Source organism: Nocardioides ginsengisoli, from assembly GCF_039537225.1.
GTDB lineage: Bacteria > Actinomycetota > Actinomycetes > Propionibacteriales > Nocardioidaceae > Nocardioides > Nocardioides ginsengisoli.
On the sequence record NZ_BAABAC010000042.1, the window covers coordinates 60084 to 77578 of the forward strand.

General features: G+C 73.8%; 17 protein-coding genes. 8 read left to right on the forward strand and 9 right to left on the reverse strand.

All coding sequences use genetic code 11. From position 1 onward, the window contains the following. Nucleotides 1–3 precede the first annotated feature (3 nt). Nucleotides 4–249 (reverse strand): hypothetical protein, encoded by a 246-nt coding sequence (locus AB4880_RS22180; RefSeq protein WP_367921396.1) that lies wholly within the window; start codon nt 247–249, stop codon nt 4–6. 578 nt (nt 250–827) lie between these two features. On the opposite strand from AB4880_RS22180, the gene AB4880_RS22185 reads away from it, so the two are divergent. From AB4880_RS22185 to AB4880_RS22195, 3 genes are read left to right on the forward strand one after another with little or no spacing between them, the layout of a single operon-like run. Then, nucleotides 828–1346 (forward strand): TetR/AcrR family transcriptional regulator, encoded by a 519-nt coding sequence (locus AB4880_RS22185; protein ID WP_367921397.1) that lies wholly within the window; start codon nt 828–830, stop codon nt 1344–1346. Nucleotides 1347–1362: 16 nt separating this feature from the next. Continuing rightward, nucleotides 1363–1998 carry a trimeric intracellular cation channel family protein gene (locus AB4880_RS22190; RefSeq protein WP_367921398.1) on the forward strand — a complete coding sequence of 212 codons (636 nt, stop codon included), beginning with the start codon at nt 1363–1365 and terminating at the stop codon, nt 1996–1998. Between the two features lie 7 nt (nt 1999–2005). After that, nucleotides 2006–3256, forward strand: coding sequence for an amidohydrolase (locus AB4880_RS22195; protein WP_367921399.1), 1251 nt, complete (start codon nt 2006–2008; stop codon nt 3254–3256). A 14-nt stretch (nt 3257–3270) separates the two neighbouring features. On the opposite strand, the gene AB4880_RS22200 is transcribed toward AB4880_RS22195, so the two are convergent. From AB4880_RS22200 to AB4880_RS22230, 7 genes are all read right to left on the reverse strand, one after another. Further along, nucleotides 3271–3726 carry a DUF2231 domain-containing protein gene (locus tag AB4880_RS22200; RefSeq protein ID WP_367921400.1) on the reverse strand — a complete coding sequence of 152 codons (456 nt, stop codon included), beginning with the start codon at nt 3724–3726 and terminating at the stop codon, nt 3271–3273. Nucleotides 3727–3849: 123 nt separating this feature from the next. Continuing rightward, nucleotides 3850–4269 carry a pyridoxamine 5'-phosphate oxidase family protein gene (locus AB4880_RS22205; RefSeq protein ID WP_367921401.1) on the reverse strand — a complete coding sequence of 140 codons (420 nt, stop codon included), beginning with the start codon at nt 4267–4269 and terminating at the stop codon, nt 3850–3852. A gap of 305 nt (nt 4270–4574) precedes the next feature. Next, entirely contained in the window at nt 4575–5780 is a 1206-nt protein-coding gene (locus tag AB4880_RS22210; protein WP_367921402.1) for a VWA domain-containing protein, read from the reverse strand. After that, nucleotides 5777–8044, reverse strand: coding sequence for a DUF5682 family protein (locus AB4880_RS22215; protein WP_367921403.1), 2268 nt, complete (start codon nt 8042–8044; stop codon nt 5777–5779). The genes AB4880_RS22210 and AB4880_RS22215 overlap by 4 nt, the downstream gene beginning before the upstream one ends. After that, on the reverse strand, nt 8005–9117 hold the full coding sequence (locus tag AB4880_RS22220; protein ID WP_367921404.1) for an ATP-binding protein: 1113 nt from the start codon (nt 9115–9117) through the stop codon (nt 8005–8007). Before AB4880_RS22220 ends, AB4880_RS22215 begins: the two co-directional genes overlap by 40 nt. Next, nucleotides 9114–10463: a DUF5691 domain-containing protein gene (locus AB4880_RS22225; RefSeq protein WP_367921405.1), complete on the reverse strand. Its 1350-nt coding sequence runs from the start codon at nt 10461–10463 to the stop codon at nt 9114–9116. The genes AB4880_RS22220 and AB4880_RS22225 overlap by 4 nt, the downstream gene beginning before the upstream one ends. Continuing rightward, nucleotides 10460–11755 carry an SWIM zinc finger family protein gene (locus AB4880_RS22230; RefSeq protein WP_367921406.1) on the reverse strand — a complete coding sequence of 432 codons (1296 nt, stop codon included), beginning with the start codon at nt 11753–11755 and terminating at the stop codon, nt 10460–10462. Before AB4880_RS22230 ends, AB4880_RS22225 begins: the two co-directional genes overlap by 4 nt. Nucleotides 11756–12098: 343 nt before the next feature. Here AB4880_RS22230 and AB4880_RS22235 point away from each other — a divergent pair, with 343 nt between their 5' ends. From AB4880_RS22235 to AB4880_RS22250, 4 genes are all read left to right on the forward strand, one after another. After that, nucleotides 12099–12581, forward strand: coding sequence for an ImmA/IrrE family metallo-endopeptidase (locus tag AB4880_RS22235; protein ID WP_367921407.1), 483 nt, complete (start codon nt 12099–12101; stop codon nt 12579–12581). A 192-nt stretch (nt 12582–12773) separates the two neighbouring features. After that, the gene (locus AB4880_RS22240) at nt 12774–13094 is read left to right on the forward strand and encodes a hypothetical protein (protein WP_367921408.1); all 321 of its coding nucleotides are present in this window, start codon (nt 12774–12776) and stop codon (nt 13092–13094) included. Nucleotides 13095–13174: 80 nt separating this feature from the next. Beyond that, entirely contained in the window at nt 13175–14584 is a 1410-nt protein-coding gene (locus tag AB4880_RS22245) for a PucR family transcriptional regulator (RefSeq protein ID WP_367921409.1), read from the forward strand. A gap of 69 nt (nt 14585–14653) precedes the next feature. Then, nucleotides 14654–15238, forward strand: a complete 585-nt coding sequence (locus AB4880_RS22250; protein WP_367921410.1) for a TIGR03086 family metal-binding protein — start codon at nt 14654–14656, stop codon at nt 15236–15238. A gap of 190 nt (nt 15239–15428) precedes the next feature. Here AB4880_RS22250 and AB4880_RS22255 read toward each other — a convergent pair whose 3' ends face one another. Further along, entirely contained in the window at nt 15429–16670 is a 1242-nt protein-coding gene (locus AB4880_RS22255) for an HNH endonuclease signature motif containing protein (RefSeq protein ID WP_367921411.1), read from the reverse strand. Nucleotides 16671–16821: 151 nt separating this feature from the next. Between AB4880_RS22255 and AB4880_RS22260 the strand changes: the two genes are divergently transcribed. Beyond that, nucleotides 16822–17436, forward strand: coding sequence for a DUF2231 domain-containing protein (locus AB4880_RS22260; RefSeq protein WP_367921412.1), 615 nt, complete (start codon nt 16822–16824; stop codon nt 17434–17436). Nucleotides 17437–17495: the final 59 nt, after the last annotated feature.

The following is a 17495-nucleotide window of genomic DNA, read 5'->3' on the forward strand; positions in this document are numbered from 1 at the left end:
CGGTCAGGGACGGCGGGCGAACCCGGCGTCGAGGTCGAGGATGGCAGCCGCCCGGAAGCAGTTGTCGACGAGCGGGGCCTGGCGCCGGTCCTCGGCGGCGATCATGGACACGACCGAGTAGGCGTCATTGTCGGTGATGGCGAGGTAGCGGATGCCGGGCTCCGCGGCGAGGCGGTGGATGACCGGCACGGCCGCGACGAGCGGCTCGCGTGCGAGCGACTGGCTCACGAAGCCCTCGAGCGGCGCCATCTCGCGGACGACGCCGGTGTCGATACGCCCACCATGTGGATCGCCGCCGGCTTCGCCGGGGTGGGCGCGCTGGTGAGGAGGGCGCCGGAGACGGCGGGCAACTGCCTGCACGAAGCGGCGTTGCTCAGGCACTGACGCGCCCTCCCCGATCATGGGACGGCCGGCCGGGAGCCCCCAGTCGGCCGTCGGCCATCTCTCCAGGCCGGGCCCCGGCGGGGGCCGCCGGCGATGTCTGCGGGGCCCACGGGCGATCCGAGTCAGCCGCGTCAGCCGAGGGTGACTCGCCGGGAAGGGCAGCAGGGTGCGTGTTGCCCGGCGTCTCCTCGTCACTTGCGCCGTGCCGGCGCCGGGGAAGGATGTCTGCGGCGGCCATGATGCCGACCGCGAGGAGCGCGATGGTCATGACGGCAGTGGCGATGAACCAGATGAGGTACTGAAGCGCGGTCATGGTGACTCTTCCTTTCGTCTCTCATTTATGCAACGCTACTCGTAGCGTATCTATTTCGAGGAGGGCGGCGACGATGGCGAGTGGCGGGCGTCCACGGCGGACCGAGGTCGACCAGCGATTGCAGGCGGCGGTGCTCGAGCTGCTGCACGCGGGCGGGCCGGACGCGGTGACGGTGGAGGCGGTAGCGGCTCGCTCGGGCGTGGCGAAGACGACGATCTATCGGCGGCACGAGAACCGCGTCGACCTGCTCAGGGCCACGGTGACCGCAGCGGTGGGGGAGCCCATGCCGCTGCTCCAGGGCAGCGTTCGCGAGAAGATCCGCGATGCCCTGCGGCAGACCTGGGGCCAGATGGCGAAGGTCCTCGGCCCGGGCGGACTGGCGGCCATGGTGGCCGAGGCCGACCCCGAGTTCGCCCGCCTGTTCCGGCAGACGCTCCAGCCCTTCGAGGACACACTGGCCGCGCGCATCGACGAGGACGCGCGCGCCGGCCTGCTGCGACCCGACACCGACGCCGAGGCCGCGGTCTCCTTGTTCGTCGGCGCCTACCTCGGCGAGCTGGTGCGCCGGGGCAGCGTCGACGACGGCTGGCTGGACCGGTGCCTGGAGATGATGTGGGCCGCGATCGCGCCGCATGAGGGGGAGTCATGAGGAGTAGACAGGGGTCATGGACACGACGTCGCCGGTCTCTTTGCTGCTGGACCTGATCGGCACCTTCGCGTTCGCATTGAACGGCGCGCTCACCGCGCTCCGGATCGCGCGACTCGACATCGTCGGGGTCGTGACGCTCGGCATGCTCACCGCGATCGGCGGTGGCATGATCCGCGACGTCCTGCTCGGCGACCTGCCTCCGGCGACGTTCGGAGACTGGCGCTACCTGGCAGTCGCGGCGGGCGGCAGCATCATCGCCTTCCTCTTCGGACGTGGGCTCGACCGAGTGGCCGCGCCGATCCTGTGGCTCGACGCCGCCGGGCTGAGCCTGTTCGCGGTCAGTGGCGCGCTCAAGAGCCTCGACTTCGGGGTCGGTCCCGCGCAGGCCGTCATCCTCGGCGCGGTCACCGGCGTGGGCGGTGGCACCTTGCGGGATGTCCTGATCCGTGAGGTCCCGGCTGTGCTGACGAGCGGCCTCTACGCCATCCCTGCGCTGATCGGGGCGCTGCTGGTCGTCACCGCCGAACGGCTCGGTTCCCCCGGGCTGCTGGCGGCCGTGGCCGCAGCGATCCTCTGCTTCACGATCCGCATGCTCGGGGTGCGGTTCGGAATCGACGCGCCAGGGCCGCCGGGCACCCGGCGCGGCGCATGATGGAGGCATGAGAGACACCTCGGCTGCCATCGTTCTCGAGCAGCTCGACTCCGTGCGTGGCTGGCAGGAGGACTTCTACCGCGACCTGCACGCGCATCCGGAGCTGTCGCACCAGGAAAGGCGCACGGCGTCGAACGTCGCGGCCCGCCTGCGCGAAGCCGGCTGTGACGTCCACGAGCGCATCGGCGGCACCGGTCTCGTCGGCGTCATCCGCAACGGTGTTGGGCCGACCGTGCTGGTGCGTGCCGACATGGATGCGCTGCCCGTGCGCGAGGAGTCCGGCGTGGCGTACGCGAGCACGCAGACGGCCGAGGACGGATCGCCCGTGATGCACGCCTGTGGCCACGACGTTCACGTGACCTGCCTGCTCGGGGCCGCGACCCTGCTTGCGACGTCCACGGACCAGTGGTCGGGCACCCTCATCGCGCTCTTCCAGCCCGCCGAGGAGGCCGCCGACGGCGCCCGCCGGATGCTGGACGACGGACTCGCGCCGCTGGTCGGCCACGTCGATGTCGCCTTGGCCCAGCACGTCCTCCCGTTCCCGGCCGGCACGGTCGCCACCCGCAGCGGACCGACGCTCTCGGCGGCCGACAGCATGCGGATCACCGTGCACGGCCGCGGCGCCCACGGTTCGATGCCGCAGGCAGCCGTCGATCCGGTCGTGCTCGCCGCCATGATCGTGATCCGGCTGCAGACGGTGGTGTCCCGCGAGGTCGCGCCCGGAGACACCGCGGTCCTGACCGTCGGCAGCATCCAGGCCGGCGCCAAGAGCAACGTCATTCCGGACCACGCCGTCCTGCAGCTCAACGTGCGCACCTACGACGAGCACGTCCGGACGGCCGTCATCGCGTCGATCGAACGCATCGTCCGCGCCGAGTGCCAGGCCTCCGGCTCGCCGAAGGACCCCGAGTTCGAGGTCTTCGACCGCTATCCCGTCACCGACAACGATGCCGAGACCACCGCACGGGTGGCATCGGCTTTCGCCGACCACTTCGGTGAGCGCGCCGGCGCGTTGGCGCAGCAGAGCGCCAGCGAGGACTTCGGCGATCTCCCGAACGAGCTGGGTGCGCCGTACACCTACTGGGGCATCGGTGGCATCGAGGCCGAAGCCTTCCGCGTCGCGCAGGAGGCCGGCCGCGTCGCCCAGGACATCCCCGTCAACCACTCGGCGACCTTCGCGCCCGTCGTGCAGCCCACCCTCGACACGGGGACCGAGGCGCTCGTCGTCGCCGCTCTCGCCTGGCTCGGGCGGGCCTGAGCGCGGGCGGCCGGTCAGTTCGCGGCGGAGGAGGTCACCTGGTCGCCCCAAGCGGCACGGGCGCCCGAGTCGCCGACCCGGTAGACCTGGACGCCGGCGGCCAGTGCCGCCACGACCGCGCCCGCGGCGAGGATCCGTACCGCACCCCGCAGCTGCTCGCGGCGCTCGGCCCAGACGAGTCCAGCGAGGAGCAGCAGCAAGGGAAGCGCGAACCAGATCAGCTGGTCGCCCAGGCGCGCGTGGGCGCCGGGGTCGCCGACGTGACGCTCCAGGGCCTCGCCGCTCGAGGTCGCGACAGGGATGAGCACGGTCGCGACGAGCGCGATGCCGACGACCAGCGGCCCGTAGCGGTGGCGCCACGCCGGACGCACCACGATCGCGATCGTGCCGAGGATCGCCAGCGGCAGCAGTACGACGACCGCGTGGACCACGAGGGGGTGGATGGGCAGACCGTTGATCAGGTCGAACATGCGTACTCCGTCCGGTGGGCGCTCGGGAGCCCTGAGCATCGCGTGGTCTGCCTCATGGCAACCACAACGGAACCTCAAATCCACATCAAGCCGCTCGGGGTCGCCGAGGCGGCAGAGGGCCGCTCAGTCGTCGACGAGACGCCGTCCGGTGATCTGCGTCGGCCGGATCCGGACATAGACGGGGCGGTAGCCGCGCGCCCAGGGCAGGGGGAGCGTCGAGCGCTGCGCCGGGAGGTCCGCGCTCTCGACGTACGACGACGTCCCGCGCACCAGGACGCTCCAGCCCGTCTGGTGGAAGTCGTCGAGACGGTCGACCTGGAACGACACCTGCGCGTCGTTGAGGTGGACGCACATCTCGCTGGCCGGCGACACCCGGAACAACACGCTCTCGCCGTCCATCCGGAAGTTCACGGGGAGCGCGACCGGCCCTTCGTCGTCGGCGTACACGATCCTGCCGACCCGGGCCAGGCCGAGCAGCTGGAGGCAGTCCGGCCGGGGGATGTCGTGCAGCGTGGCCTGCTGCAGGTCCTCGAAGGTGTCCATGTCCGTCGCCTCTCTGGGTAGCTCGATCGGCTCGATGCGATGCGGGCACCGACCGCGGTAGGGGGCTCTCCGAGCATGCGGGATCCCTCCGCTCGGTCGACAGGGCCAGAGGTCCCGAGCCGGGGGACGGACGGCCTGTGGCGGCGGTCCCTTCAACTCTGGATCCGGATCAGGACGAGGGCGAGAGCCGTGACATGGGACCTACCTGCACTGGTCTGTCATCAGCATCTCGGTGGTGAACGTCGTCATCATCGCGGCGATGATCGTGTCAGCGCTGCCGGGGCTGCGGCCGGGGCCGCAGGCTTTCAGCCCTCCTCGACGGCACTGGCGATCACGATGTCGTTGGCCGCGGCCCACTGGGCGAGGTCGCGCTTCTCGATCGCCGCCGCCATCAGGTCGGGGAACTGGTCGGGGGTGCACGCGAAGGCGGGGACGCCGACGGCGGCCAGGGCGGCCGCGTGCGTGGTGTCGTACGACGGCGCCCCGGAGTCGCTCAGGGCCAGCAGCGCGACCATCACCGCGCCCGACGACGTGATCGCGGCGGCGCGGCGCACCATCTCCTCGGCGATGCCGCCCTCGTAGAGGTCGCTGATCAGCACCAGCACGGTCTCCTCGGGCCGCTCGATCAGCGACTCGCAGTAGGCGAGGGCGCGGTTGATGTCGGTGCCGCCGCCGAGCTGGACGCCGAAGAGCACGTCGACCGGGTCCTCGATCTCGTCGGTGAGGTCGACGACCTCGGTGTCGAAGGCGACCAGCCGCGTCGACACCGCGCGCAGCGAGGCGAGGACGGCGCCGAAGACGCTGGAGTAGACGACCGACTCGGCCATCGAGCCGGACTGGTCGATGCACAGGATGATATGCCGCTGGGTCTGGCGGTTGCGGCGGGCGTGGCCGTGCAGCCGCTCGGGTACGACGGTGCCGTACTCGGGCAGATAGTGCTTGAGGTTGGCGGCGATGGTGCGCCGCCAGTCGATCTCGTGGTGCCGCGGGCGCCGCGTGCGGGCGGCCCGGTCGACGGCCCCCGAGACCGCCTGGACGGTCTGGCTGCGCAGCCGCTCCTCGAGCTGGTCGGTGACCGCCCGCACCACCGCGCGGGCGGTGGTGCGGCTGTGCTCGGGGATCACGCGGTTGAGGCCGATCAGCGTGGTCACCAGGCTGAGGTCGGGCTGGACGGCGGCCATGGTCTCGGGCTCGAGCAGCAGCTCGTGGAGACCGAGCCGGTCCATCGCGTCGGCTTGCATCACCTGCACCACCGAGGACGGGAAGTAGGTGCGGATGTCGCCGAGCCAGCGGTTCACCCCCGGGGCGGAGCGGCCCAGGCCGCCGCGGCGCGGGCCGCCCGAGCCGGCGGAGCCGTCGCCGGGCCCGTCGTACAGCTGCGCGAGCGTGCGGTCGCGGACCAGGTCGTCCGGCGAGAGGTGGACGTCGTCGGGGTCGGCCTGGTCGCCGCCGAGGACCAGGCGCCAGCGGGTCAGCCGGTCGCGGTGGTCGGGAGTGGGGGACTCGGTCATGCGCTCACCTCCAGGCCGAGGAGCGAGGCGACCCGGCGGGCGGCCTCGCGGCCGGCCACCAGGTCGAGGTCGGGTACGGCGTCGGCGTGGTCCTCGTCGAGGTTGCGCACCCGGGTCGCGACCTGGCGACGCTCGGCGGGCGCGAACCGGGCGAAGGTACGACGCAGCAGCGGCAGCAGGTCCTCGAAGACGGACTCGTCGACCCGGCCGACCCACTCGTCGACCATCGCGAGGAGGGTCGGGTCGTGCAGCAGGAGCACGGACTCGCCCTCGAGGAAGCCGTCGAGCCAGGCCGCGGCGTGGACGGGCGAGGCGCCGACGGAGAGCTGGCGACTGAGCCGCTCGGCGGCGCGCTCGGCCGGGAGGTGGCCGCCGTCGAGCAGGATCCGGTTGACCCGGCCGGCGACCGAGCCGTGGACCCGGTCGTCGGCGGCGACGCCGGCCAGCGCCTCGCGCCACCGGTCGGCGCCGACCCCGCTGAGCGCGATCCCGCGCTGGGCGCTGTCGATCGAGCCGCGCAGCGCGGCGGCCGCGTCGTCGTCGAGCCCGCTGCAGGCCGCCCGCAGCTCGACCGCCGAGCGGACCACGACGGTGCCGAGCACCTCGCCGACCCGGCTCATGTCGGCGCGCCGCACGTCGCCGTAGCGCTGGGTGCGGGCCAGCGGCTCGACCGCGTCGAGCAGCGCGCGGGTGTCGTGCTGGTGGGCCGTGGCCGCGGCGAGCGCGTCGACCACGGTGGCGAGGGCACGCGGCAGGTCGGCGACCAGCGCGGACTCGACCAGCCGGCCGAGCGTGGCCAGGTCGGTCGCCGCGGCCGCCGCCTCCTGCACCCGGGTCTCGGCGGCGCCGAGGACGGTGGTGCCGAGCAGCCCGGCCTCGATCAGCGCGACCGCGAACTCCGGCTGCCACTCGAGCTCCCAGGCCTCCTTGAAGGTGCCGGTCGTGCGGCCGGCGTCACCGGGCGTGCCCCACGGGATGCCGAGCAGGGCGAGCCGGTGCAGCAGCCGGGACCGGTCGAGCTGCCCCTCCTTGCGCAGGTCGAGGGTGATCGTCGTCGGCGTCGGGGAGGGCTTGAGCCGGAGCCGGCGCTGGGTGCGGGCCAGGTCCTCGGCGAGCGGTACGAGGGGTACGGCGTCGGGCACCTGCCCGAGCTCCTCGCCGATCACCAGCCGCCGCTGCACGAGCCCGAGCGGGACGGCCGAGCCGCCGCAGAGCACGGTCTGGCCGGCGTCCATCAGCTCGTCGAGGCCGGGAGTCGGGCGGCCCCGCACGGCGCTCAGGGCCTCCGCCATCCGCACCGCCTCGACGACCGTCGCAGGGGCCGCGTCGAGGCCGTCGTCGCGCAGCGCCCGAGCGACCCGGGTCAGCCAGCCGGGGACGATGTCGCCGGGCCGGTCCTCGGCCCAGCACGCGAACAGGTGCTGGTACCAGCCGGGCGAGGTCACCCCGGCGCCGTAGCCGCTCGCGTAGGCCAGCCGGCCCGCCGTCCACGGTGCCCAGGTGGCGGTCACCTTGACCTTCGCCAGCCCGGACAGCAGCTTGTTGTCGGCGGCCTGGGAGGGGAAGACCGCGGGCTCCAGCGCGGGCGCGTGGTAGGCGCCGCACACCAACGCGATCCGCTCGTGACCTTCCTTGATCGTGGCCCGCAGCACCTTGCGCATCGCCGCCTCGCGGCGCAGGTTGTCGTCGCTGACCGGGCCGGACGCGCGGGCCTCCGCCATCGCCTCGCGCAGCAGCGCGAACCGGGCCAGCGACGACTCCGCGCGGTGCTCGACGGCGTCCTCCCACCAGCGCTCGGGGTCGTCGTAGCCGGCCGCGGTGGCGAGCAGGGTGATCGGGTCGGTGCGCTTCTCCCGCGCCGGCTCGTCGGACGCGTCGTCCGGATCGGCCGGCGCGAGGGAGTGGGCGGCCGGCAGGTCGGCGAAGCGCACGGGTACGCCGCGCTCGACGGCCCAGGTGAGCGCGACCCACTCGGGGGAGAAGGCCGCCATCGGATAGAACGCCGCCCGCCACGGCTCCGCGGTCGCGTAGGCCAGGCCCGCCACCGGCGGCACGAGCCCGTCGCCGACATGGCGGACGAGGGAGTCGAGCTCCGGCGGCCCCTCGATCAGGACGGCGTCGGCGTCGAGCTCCTCGAGCGCGCCGGCGACCGAGCGCGCCGAGCCCGGGCCGTGGTGGCGGACGCCGAGGACCTCGACCCTGGTCCCGGCCCGGGGCGTGGCGGTCAGGTCAGCTCCCGGCAGGCGCGGTAGAGGTCGGCCCACTCGGGGCGGTCCTTCACGACGGTCTCGAGGTACTCCTGCCACACGATCGAGTCCTGCACCGGGTCCTTGACCACCGCACCGGTGATGCTGGCAGCGAGGTCGTCGGCGCGAACCACGCCGTCGCCGAAGTGGGCGGCAAGGGCGACGCCGTTGGTCATCACCGAGATCGCCTCGGCGGTGGACAGCGTGCTGGACGGCGACTTCACGGTGGTGCGCTGGTTGAGCGTCATCCCGCCGCGCAGCTCGCGGAAGATCGTCACCACCCGCTCGATCTCGGGGGTGGCGGCGAGGTCGGCGGGCAGCTCCAGACCGCGGCCGATCGAGGCGACCCGGGTGCGGACGATCTCGACCTCCTCGCCGAGGCTGTCGGGCAGCGGCAGAACGAGGGTGTTGAAGCGGCGCTTGAGCGCCGACGACAGCTCGTTGACGCCCTTGTCGCGGTTGTTGGCCGTCGCGATCACGTTGAACCCGCGCTGCGCCTGCACCTCGTCGTCGAGCTCGGGGATCGGCAGCGTCTTCTCCGAGAGGATCGAGATCAGTGCGTCCTGCACGTCGGCCGGGATCCGGGTGAGCTCCTCGACCCGGACCAGCGCGCCGGCCTCCATCGCCCGCATCACCGGGCTCGGCACCAGCGCGTCCCGCGACGGGCCCTCGGCGAGCAGGCGGGCGTAGTTCCAGCCGAACCGCAGCGACTCCTCCGGGGTGCCGGCCGTGCCCTGGACGACGAGCGTCGAGCTGCCGCTGATCGCGGCCGCGAGGTGCTCGCTGACCCACGACTTGGCGGTGCCGGGCACGCCGAGCAGCAGCAGCGCGCGGTCGGTCGCCAGGGAGGCGACGGCGATCTCCATCAGGCGGCGGGCGCCGACGTACTTCGGGCTGATCTCGGTGCCGTCGTCGAGCCGGCCGCCGAGGAGGTACGTCGTCACCGCCCACGGCGAGAGCCGCCACTGCGGCGGTCGCGGCCGGTCGTCGACGGCGGCCAGCGCGGCGAGCTCGTGGGCGTACTCGTCCTCGGCGTGCCGGCGGAGCACGCCGTCGGTCGGCCCGGTGCCGGTCGGCTCGGTGAGGGTCATCGGAAGGCCTCCGTGATCGCGGGTAGGAAGGAGAGGTACTGATCGAGGTCGGCGGGCAGCGAGCCCCACCGGCTCTCGGCGCGGGCCCAGGCGGAGACCGCGGGCCGGGCCGAGGGGTGCAGGCCGGCCGCGAGGGTCGGCAGCGAGAGAGACGCCGAGCCGGCGGCCGGGGCGGTGTGGCGCAGGATGTCGACGACGGTGGCGCTGAGCGCGGGGCTCCACGGCGCCGCGACATGGCGGACCGCCGCCGCGACGCCGGCCGCGGTCTTCGTGGCCCGCAGCATCCGCAGCGCGGTCGCGTCCTGGTCGGCGGCGGGCAGGTGGGCGAGCAGGTCGGGGCTGTCGGTCACGGCCGCCATCGCCCAGGCGACGTCGGCGCGCGCCCGGATCGCGCGCAGCACGCCCGCCCGGGCCGCCGGCTGGGTGATCAGCGGCCAGGTGTGCGCGGGGTCCTTGCCGGTCGCGTCGGTCCACACGGAGAGCGGCGCCCCGGCGCTGATCAGCTCGAGCCAGCGGTCGCGCTGCGAGCCGCCGCGCGTCGTGGTCAGCCCGTCGCGCACCCCGGCGGCGTCGGGCTCGGTCGGCAGCGCGATCTCGAGGCCGCGCCGCAGCCGGCCGGTCGTCGTCAGGAGCGGACGCAGGCGAGCGGCCATCCGGGTGGCTCGGGCCGAGGTCGGCGCCGCGTCGAGCAGCGCGAGCGCCTGGCGACGTACCTTGTCGGACCGGTCGTCGAGCGCCGCCTCGAGCAGGTCGAGGTCGTCGGCCGGCAGCGCGTCGGCGCGCGCGGTGGCGGGGAGAGCGCGCCAGTCGTCCGCGGAGAGGCGTGGGCGTACGGCGGGCGCCGGCTCGGCCGCGATCGCCCAGGCCCAGTCGGGGCGCAGCCCGGCCAGCCAGCGGCCGCGCTCGCCGATGACGGGTCGGGCGGCGGCGCGCAGGTCGGCCTGCTGGGTGACCAGGGCGAGCAGCCGCGGCAGCGTGCGGGCCGGGACCCGGACGCCGCGGTCGGCGGCGACGCCCAGCCAGTGCTCGAGCGCGAGCGGCCGCAGCCGCGCGGCCACCGGTGGCTGGTCGAGGAGCAGGCCGAGCAGCTGGACGGCGGCGGGCGGCGCAACCGGGGTGGCGTCGGCCGGCGCCGGGGCCGGGAGCTCGCTCGCGGGTCGGGCCGGGAGGTCGACGCGAAGGAGCGCACCACCGACGGCCGCGGCGTCGAGCAGCGCCGTCTCCGGCGTGCCTCCGGGCCGCTCGGCGATGTCGAGGTCGTGGGGGAGCGGCGGGGGCTCGCGGCGCTCGGTTCCGAGCAGCGCGGCCGCGGTGGTCTGCTGCCACCAGGTCGGGGCGGCGCTCACGTGTTCACCTCGGCCAGGCTCAACGGCCGCAGGCCGCGCTCCTCGAGCTCCCCGAACACGTCGGTCACCGCGCCGCCCGTCACGGCCAGCGCGTCCCACGGGTCGGGGCCGAGCACGTCGACCCCGTCGCCGGACTCGTCGACCAACCGGGCCGGGGCGCCGTCGTACGGCGGGACCAGGCGGCCGCGCACCACCGCCGGGACCCGCACCGCCCAGGGGTTGCGCTGCCACAGGCCCGTCAGCCCGGCCCGCGCGTCGGCGAGCGAGCCGCCGGTGGGCAGCGGGGCGCCGGTCGAGAGGGGCGCGGGGGAGGCGGCGAACCGGGCGCGGGTGGGCGCCGAGCCGGGGTAGCGGACCAGGGGGACGTCGACGACGCTGCCGTCGAGCTGGGGCACCGGCAGTGGCTGCGGTCCGCCGGCGAAGTCGAGCACCACGACCAGCTCGCCGGTCGCGACCGAGCGCAGCCAGGTGCGCTGCTCCTTGAGCCGTCCGGTCTCGTCGCGGTGCGCGCCGAGCACCTGCCAGGCCGCTGCCGGCTCGGGGTCGGCGAGGTCGTCGGCGCCCCACGACCAGCCGAGGTAGGTGCGCAGGTCGCCCTGCGTCTCGGGCGCCAGCTCGTCCCACCGACGCCACGCCTGCACCGCCAGCCACCATCGGCCCGCCTCGGTCAGCAGGTGCTCGGCCCAGTCCTCACGGCTTCCCACGGCGGCCGCCATGTCGCGCAGCCGCTCCGCCAGCCCCGGCACCTGTCCGTCCACGAGCCGCGCCGCCGCGGCGTCCCACCAGGTCCACGGCTGGCGGCGGGTGGTCGCCGTACCGCTGCGAGCCAGGTCGGCCAGCCACTGCGCGAAGTCCTCGAGCGCCGCCGACATCGTCGCCCGCCGCTCCTCGATCCGCCTCGCCCGGGCCTCGGGATCGACCGGCTTCCTCGCCTCCGCCGCCGCGGCCCCGGCCGCGCGCTCCGCCCGGGTCGCCGCCCAGTCGCCGGCGAACCCCGCCGGCTCCGCCGCATCGGCCACCGCGTCGTCCGAGCGCACCCACAGGAGCAGCAGCGCGAGTGCGTGCTTGCACGGGAACTTCCGGCTCGGGCAGCTGCACCGGTAGGCCCGACCGGCCAGATCGATCGACACCTGGTACGGCGTCCGCCCACTGCCCTGGCACCTGCCCCAGACGAGGGTGTCCGTGCTGCCGGTCTCCGACCACGGGCCCGGCACCGCCAGCTTGCGGGCGGCGGCCAGCGACGAGGCGTCCGGGGCGGCCTTCTCGACGGCCTGGAGGTTCCAGCGGGGCATGGTGCGCCCATCATGCTCGATCGGTCCGACAGGTCGACGCTCGCCGGCCGCCCGAGCTTCCGGCCGGCGCCGAGGGGACCCCATTCCGTAGGGCGGAACCGTCCCTCCGGGCCTGGGCGGGACCACGCGCGCACCTGCGCAGTCGGCCCAGGGTCGGTCGCAAAGTGTGTGCTGCCTGCCAACGACGGGGGCCGTCCGCTCACCCTAGATTGGCTGGAATCGGGCAGTTCTACTCCTACGGGTCACCGACTCCGCGGAGTGGCCTGCCCGCGCGGACGAGGGAGCGTCCGGCTCTGGATTGAGGGATGCAGGCGATCAGCCTGTCTTGGGGGGAGGTGCAGGCGTGATCGGGAGCGCGGTCGAGATCGAGCTGATTCGCGAGCGAGCGCGGGCGGATGCGGGGCGCATCCTCGCCGAGCACTGGGACGACGGCGTCGTGCCGGTCGACCCACGTGCGATCGAGACGGCGCTCGCCGCCCCGGCGCACGGGCGATCGACCGGCTCGCGGCGCGGTGTGTCCTTGCTGCGGTCGAGGTTCGCCTCCGCCCGCCGAGTGAGCGTCCTCGCGCGCGGCGCCGTCGTCCGCGACCTGTCGCGGCAGGTGGACGACATCTATGCCAACGAGTTCGCCGTCGCCCTGCTGCTTCCGGAGCCCGCGTTCACGAGCGCGAAGGCTGACGGGCTCGACGAGATCGGGCTCGGGAAGCGCTTCCAGGTGTCGCCGACCGTCGCTCGGTGGCGCGCCCTGCAGCTCGCGCTGCGGGGCGAGCGGGGCGCCGCGGCGTGCGCGAGCCGCGGCGCTGTCCGCTCTCCAGCTCCGGTGTGACCGTCTCCCGATCACACCGGCCGGCTCGCCCGGATCCCAGCCCTCCCGGGTCCGGCGAGCTCTGAGATGCGGCGACGGACGCTCGGCGCGATGCGTCCGTCGCCCCATCGACACTTCTCCTCACCTTGGCCGTCGACGTAGGAAGCGATCGGAATCATGGACACGGCGCTAGCAGACCTCTTCGCGGACCGCATGGCGGCTGCGGGAGCCGACGAGCTGTCCCTGCCCCACATCGTGATCACCCGCGACGTGCCGACCGGCGTGCTCACCTACAGCGGCCCCTATCCCAGCGCCCTCGAGGCGATGGCGGCGGCTGATGCCGAGCGCTGCCGGTCGACGCAGGATCCGGGCTGGGAGGTCACCTTCGACATCGCTCCGCTGTGCGAGCCCGCCGACGACGGCCATCGGCCCGACTGTGATCCTGGCCGGCCCTGTGCCGCTCAGGACGCGCCGGCGCCCCGGGTGGTGACGGCGGAGGACGGCGGCGGCTCCGCGCGACACGCCCGTCCGTGATCGACTCCGGCCGCACGCTCTCGGCCGCGGCAGACGTACCCTCATCCTACGTCTGTGGGTGACGAGGAGATGAGCGGACCGTGAGGAACGACCGGGAGGCATCGCCCGTGCGGTGGATGCGCCACCTGACGCCGTACGCGGAGGGTGTCGCGTCGGCCTGCGGCGAGGAGCTGCAGGCGGAGAGCCGGCGGGTCTTCGGCGAGGACTGGGAAGGCGTCCTGTCGTGGGCGGTCGGCTGCACGCTGGCCTGCACCGCGCGGGTCTGCGAGGAGTTCACGGGCCAGCCGCCGACGCGGGAGGCGCTGCTGGTCGTGAGGCGCGAGCCGGAGATGGCCGTGGTCCGCTGCCTGCTCTATGTCGCGACCCGCGACGAGCGGTTCCTCGGGGCCTCGGAGGACATCCGGTCGATGATCCGCCAGTACGTCCACCACCCTCTCCCCGAGGGGCTGCTGATCCAAGGCGTGCACCAGTACCACCGGATGGTCGTGTCCGAGCTGCTGCGCGGCATCGACGCCTTCCTCACCGACCCCGAGGAGAAGGGCCGGGCGATGCGCGAGGCGTCCGACACGGCCTTCCACTACTGGAACATCCTGGCCACCGAGGTGAGCGAGGCCTACGGCGAAGCCCGCCGCGAGTGGTCGCGCTCGCGCGATGCCGAGCTCGAGGCGTGGGTCAAGGGCGTCTTCCTCGGCAGTGCCGACCTCGACGTGGCCACCCAGAAGCTGGGCTACCGGCTCCGGTCGACCCATGTCGGCTTCGTCGTCTGGAGCCCGCGGATGGCGATCGACTCGGCCGCACTCGTCGAGATGACGACCAAGCTGCTGCGAACGGTCGGCGCCGCCGACACCCTGGTGATCCCCGACGGCAACGGCCGGGTGATCGCGTGGGCGGCGACGAACGGTCGGCTGTCGCTGGACGACGTCGACCAGGTGCTGCCCCCGGCCGTCAGCCTGGCCTACGGCACCCCGGTCGCCGGCGTCGCCGGGTTCCGCGCGACGTACTGGGAGGCGCAGGCCGCGATGCACGTCGCCTCCCAGGCGGGCACGGGCGCCGGGGGTGCGAGCGTCACGGCGTACGGCGACGTCGAGCTCGCCTACCTCGTGGGCCGCGACGCCCGCCTCGCGCGGGCCTTCGTCAAGCGCGAGCTCGGGCCGCTGTGTGACGCGGACGAGCGGACCACCGCCCTTCGACACACGCTCGCGCAGTACCTCGCCTGCGACGGGAGCGTCGCTCGGGCCGCGCGCGCTCTCCACGTCGCGCGCAACACGGTCGGCAACCGGATGAACCGGATCAAGGATCTCCTCGGCGCGGAGCGTCTCGCCGATCGGCGACTGGAGATCGAGTGCGCCCTGCGGGTCATGGACGTGATCGGCGTCGTCGATCCCGAGGAGGTGACCGAGCCGTCCGAGCTCCCGGTCGAGGGGCAGCTCGCGCCGACGGACGGCCGGTTCGGGGTGGCCGGGTCGTGGCCGCTGGCGGTCGCGCGGTGACGGCATCCCCGACTGGTGGTTGTCGGGCCGATGCTTGTCGGGCCGATGCCGCGGTGCGAGCATGCGAGGGTGAGCGCGCCGCGTGTTCCCCTCGACCTGCTGCGGACCTCGGCTGACGACTTCGGACGTCGGCTGCGGCTGGTCGGCCCGGACGACTGGGACCGCGCCACACCGTGCACGGACTGGGACGTCCGGGCGCTCGTCAACCACGTGGTCGGCGGCAACGTCCGCTACACACTGCTGCTGAGCGGTGCGGACACGGCCGAGGTCGAGGCGACCCGGACCGTCGACCACCTCGGCGACGACGCGGTCGGCGCCTTCGAGCGGACGGCGGCGGAGGTGCTGGCCCGCTTCGGTGAGGACGGCGTGCACCAGCGCGTCGTCCACCATGTCGCGGGGCCGCGGACGGGGGGTGAGCTGCTGTCGATGCGCATCCTCGACACCGAGGTCCACGCCTGGGACCTCGCCCGCGCGATCGGCGCCGACGAACGGCTCGACGACGACGTCGTGGCCTATCTGCTCGCCTACGCCTCGGAGGGCGAGCACGGCCCGCAGCAGCCGTCGTTCGGGCCGGCGGTCGACGACCCGCAGCGCGGCGAGCCGGATCAGGACCATCTGCTCCGGCTGCTCGGGCGCGACCCGGCGCACGCGTAGTCCTGCACGCGTAGTCCTGCACGCGTAGGCCCGCTGACGGTCGCGGTCTGCGCGGTGCCAGGTTCTTTTTATTGATGGCGTGGTGCGCGCCGCAGTGGTTGAGGTGGGTGGTTGCGGCTCGCTGTCGGCCAGCGGTTGTTGCCGGTACACCCCTGTCCAGCGGTGGTGAGGTGATGCGCTTGTGATCGGCTCATGTTCGGAGTGGGTGGGTGTGGGTGCCGCGGTGGTCGACCTGCCAGGTGAAGCCGTTGGGGCTGGTCCAGGCATAGGTGCCGGGCTTCGTCACCTCGTAGCGCCAACGTGAGTGGGTCTTGGCGCGGTGATGCCGTCGGCACAGCGGGACCAGGTTGCACGGGCAGGTCGGTCCGCCCTGGCCGTGGGGTCGCACATGATCAAGGTCGCACGAGCGGGCTTTGCGGCCGCAGTGGGGGAAGCGGCAGGTGTGGTCGCGGAGCTCGACGCTGGTGCGGTGGCGGTCGGGGATCTCGTACGACGTGACCGGGATGTGCTCGGCCAGGTCGATGACCGGTCGCACCACGACCTTGGTCGCTGATCCCAGCCATGCGCGGACCTGCTCGGCGCTGATGGGGCGGTCGTTCCACCGGGCGACGGGGTTGTCGCCGGTCAGGGTGGTGTCGGTGATGTGGATGTTGAGGGTCGCGCGCTTCGCAGGGCTGCCCTCGAGGTCGAGCATGAGGTCGGCGCGGGCGAGCTCGCCGAGGGCCTGGGAGCGGCGGACGTCGAGGGAGGCCGCGCTGCCCAGGCTCCCCAGGAGCGTTGCGCGGCGGGCGATGGCGTCGTCGAGGTCGTGGGCATCGGCGGCGTCGAGGAGGCCGGAGATGGACGCCTGGCCGTTGCTGTTGGGCTCGTCGATGTCGACGTAGCGCTGGTCGGCCGCGGCCGCGCGCTCGGCCTCGGCCCGCTCGGGGTCGAACCGGATGATCGCTTCGGCGATGAGCCGGTCGAGCTGGGCCCAGCCGACGCCGGAGGCGTTGAAGAGGTTGCGATCCACGAACGCAGCGGCGTCGGCCGAGAGCGGCCCGACCATGTCGGCCATGCGCTCGGCCCGCCACGGAGCGAGCCGGCCGGACATGACGGCGGCCCACACGTGGGGCAGCCGCCAGGCGCAGCCCAGGATCCGCCCGACGTAAGCCCTCCCGCCGTCGGGCGAGCGTCCCAGGACAGCGACCAGTTCCATCAGTGCGAACTCCGAGACCAGGGGAGCCCCGTCGCCCGCCAGGGGCAGGCCGGTGTCGATGAAGCCCTCGCGGACCGTGGCCGCGCCCTCGACGCCCTCGACCGTGTTGGCCTCAGCCCAGGCCGCGATCGTCGCCCACTCCCGGATCAGCGATGCGTCACGGACCTCGGCCTCGGCGCGCAACGACGCCAGCATCGTGCTGATGCCGGTGTTGGGAGCGGTCGCCTGAGCCATGACTCCACCCCAACAGATTGAGCCGACCTTGCCAAGGGCAAAGCGGCAACGCCTCGATCCAACCGCCAGGACGTCTCGGCCGACGTGTCACCGCGTGCGCGCGGGGTACTGCCCGGCCACAGGCGGAGGTCACGAGCAGAGGGGGCAGCGGGTGAGCAGGCATTCGATGCGCAGGGGGTCCACAGGCACGATCGGGCCGGACGGCGGGGACCCGGCGGTCGTCGACTGGATGCGGGCGCTGGAGACGGCGCCGCAGCTCGACGTACCGGTCGCGCGGGTGACCCGACTCGCGAACCGGGTGCTGCCGCCCGGCCCGCTCCGGGACGGGCTGCGGGGGCACCGGTGGCTCGGGCACGCCGTCCATCCGCTGCTCACCGATCTCCCGCTGGGCATGTGGACGTCGGCCCTCGTCCTCGATCTCGTCGGGGGGCGTGAGGCCGAAGGCGCCGCCCAGCGCCTGGTGGGCCTCGGCGTGGTGGCCGCCGTACCGACTGCGCTCACGGGGTGGGCCGAGTGGGTCGGGCTGGCGGAGCGGGACCGGCGGGTCGGGCTCGTGCACGCCGCCGCCAACGCCACCGGGATCGCCCTGTTCGCCGGATCGTGGCGGGCGCGCCGAGCCGGCGCCCGGCGTCGCGGGATCGCTCTCGCCGTGGCCGGCAGCCTGGCCGCGGCCGCGGGCGGCTACCTGGGCGCGCACCTGACCGAGGTCCGCAAGGTCGCCGGCAGCCACCCCGCCTTCGCTGCCGCCGCGGGTGACACCAGCTGAGACGTTCGCGGTTGACGTCATCGATCTCGCGCGTAATCTACGACGAAGTGCGTCTGGAC

Bases quoted from the DNA above. Each gene is read 5' to 3' on its own strand.
- AB4880_RS22180 (WP_367921396.1), bottom strand. From the start codon at position 249: ATGGCGCCGCTCGAGGGCTTCGTGAGCCAGTCGCTCGCACGCGAGCCG.
- AB4880_RS22190 (WP_367921398.1), top strand. From the start codon at position 1,363: ATGGACACGACGTCGCCGGTCTCTTTGCTGCTGGACCTGATCGGCACC.
- AB4880_RS22195 (WP_367921399.1), top strand. From the start codon at position 2,006: ATGAGAGACACCTCGGCTGCCATCGTTCTCGAGCAGCTCGACTCCGTG.
- AB4880_RS22200 (WP_367921400.1), bottom strand. From the start codon at position 3,726: ATGTTCGACCTGATCAACGGTCTGCCCATCCACCCCCTCGTGGTCCAC.
- AB4880_RS22205 (WP_367921401.1), bottom strand. From the start codon at position 4,269: ATGGACACCTTCGAGGACCTGCAGCAGGCCACGCTGCACGACATCCCC.
- AB4880_RS22210 (WP_367921402.1), bottom strand. From the start codon at position 5,780: ATGACCGAGTCCCCCACTCCCGACCACCGCGACCGGCTGACCCGCTGG.
- AB4880_RS22220 (WP_367921404.1), bottom strand. From the start codon at position 9,117: ATGACCCTCACCGAGCCGACCGGCACCGGGCCGACCGACGGCGTGCTC.
- AB4880_RS22230 (WP_367921406.1), bottom strand. From the start codon at position 11,755: ATGCCCCGCTGGAACCTCCAGGCCGTCGAGAAGGCCGCCCCGGACGCC.
- AB4880_RS22240 (WP_367921408.1), top strand. From the start codon at position 12,774: ATGGCGGCTGCGGGAGCCGACGAGCTGTCCCTGCCCCACATCGTGATC.
- AB4880_RS22255 (WP_367921411.1), bottom strand. From the start codon at position 16,670: ATGGCTCAGGCGACCGCTCCCAACACCGGCATCAGCACGATGCTGGCG.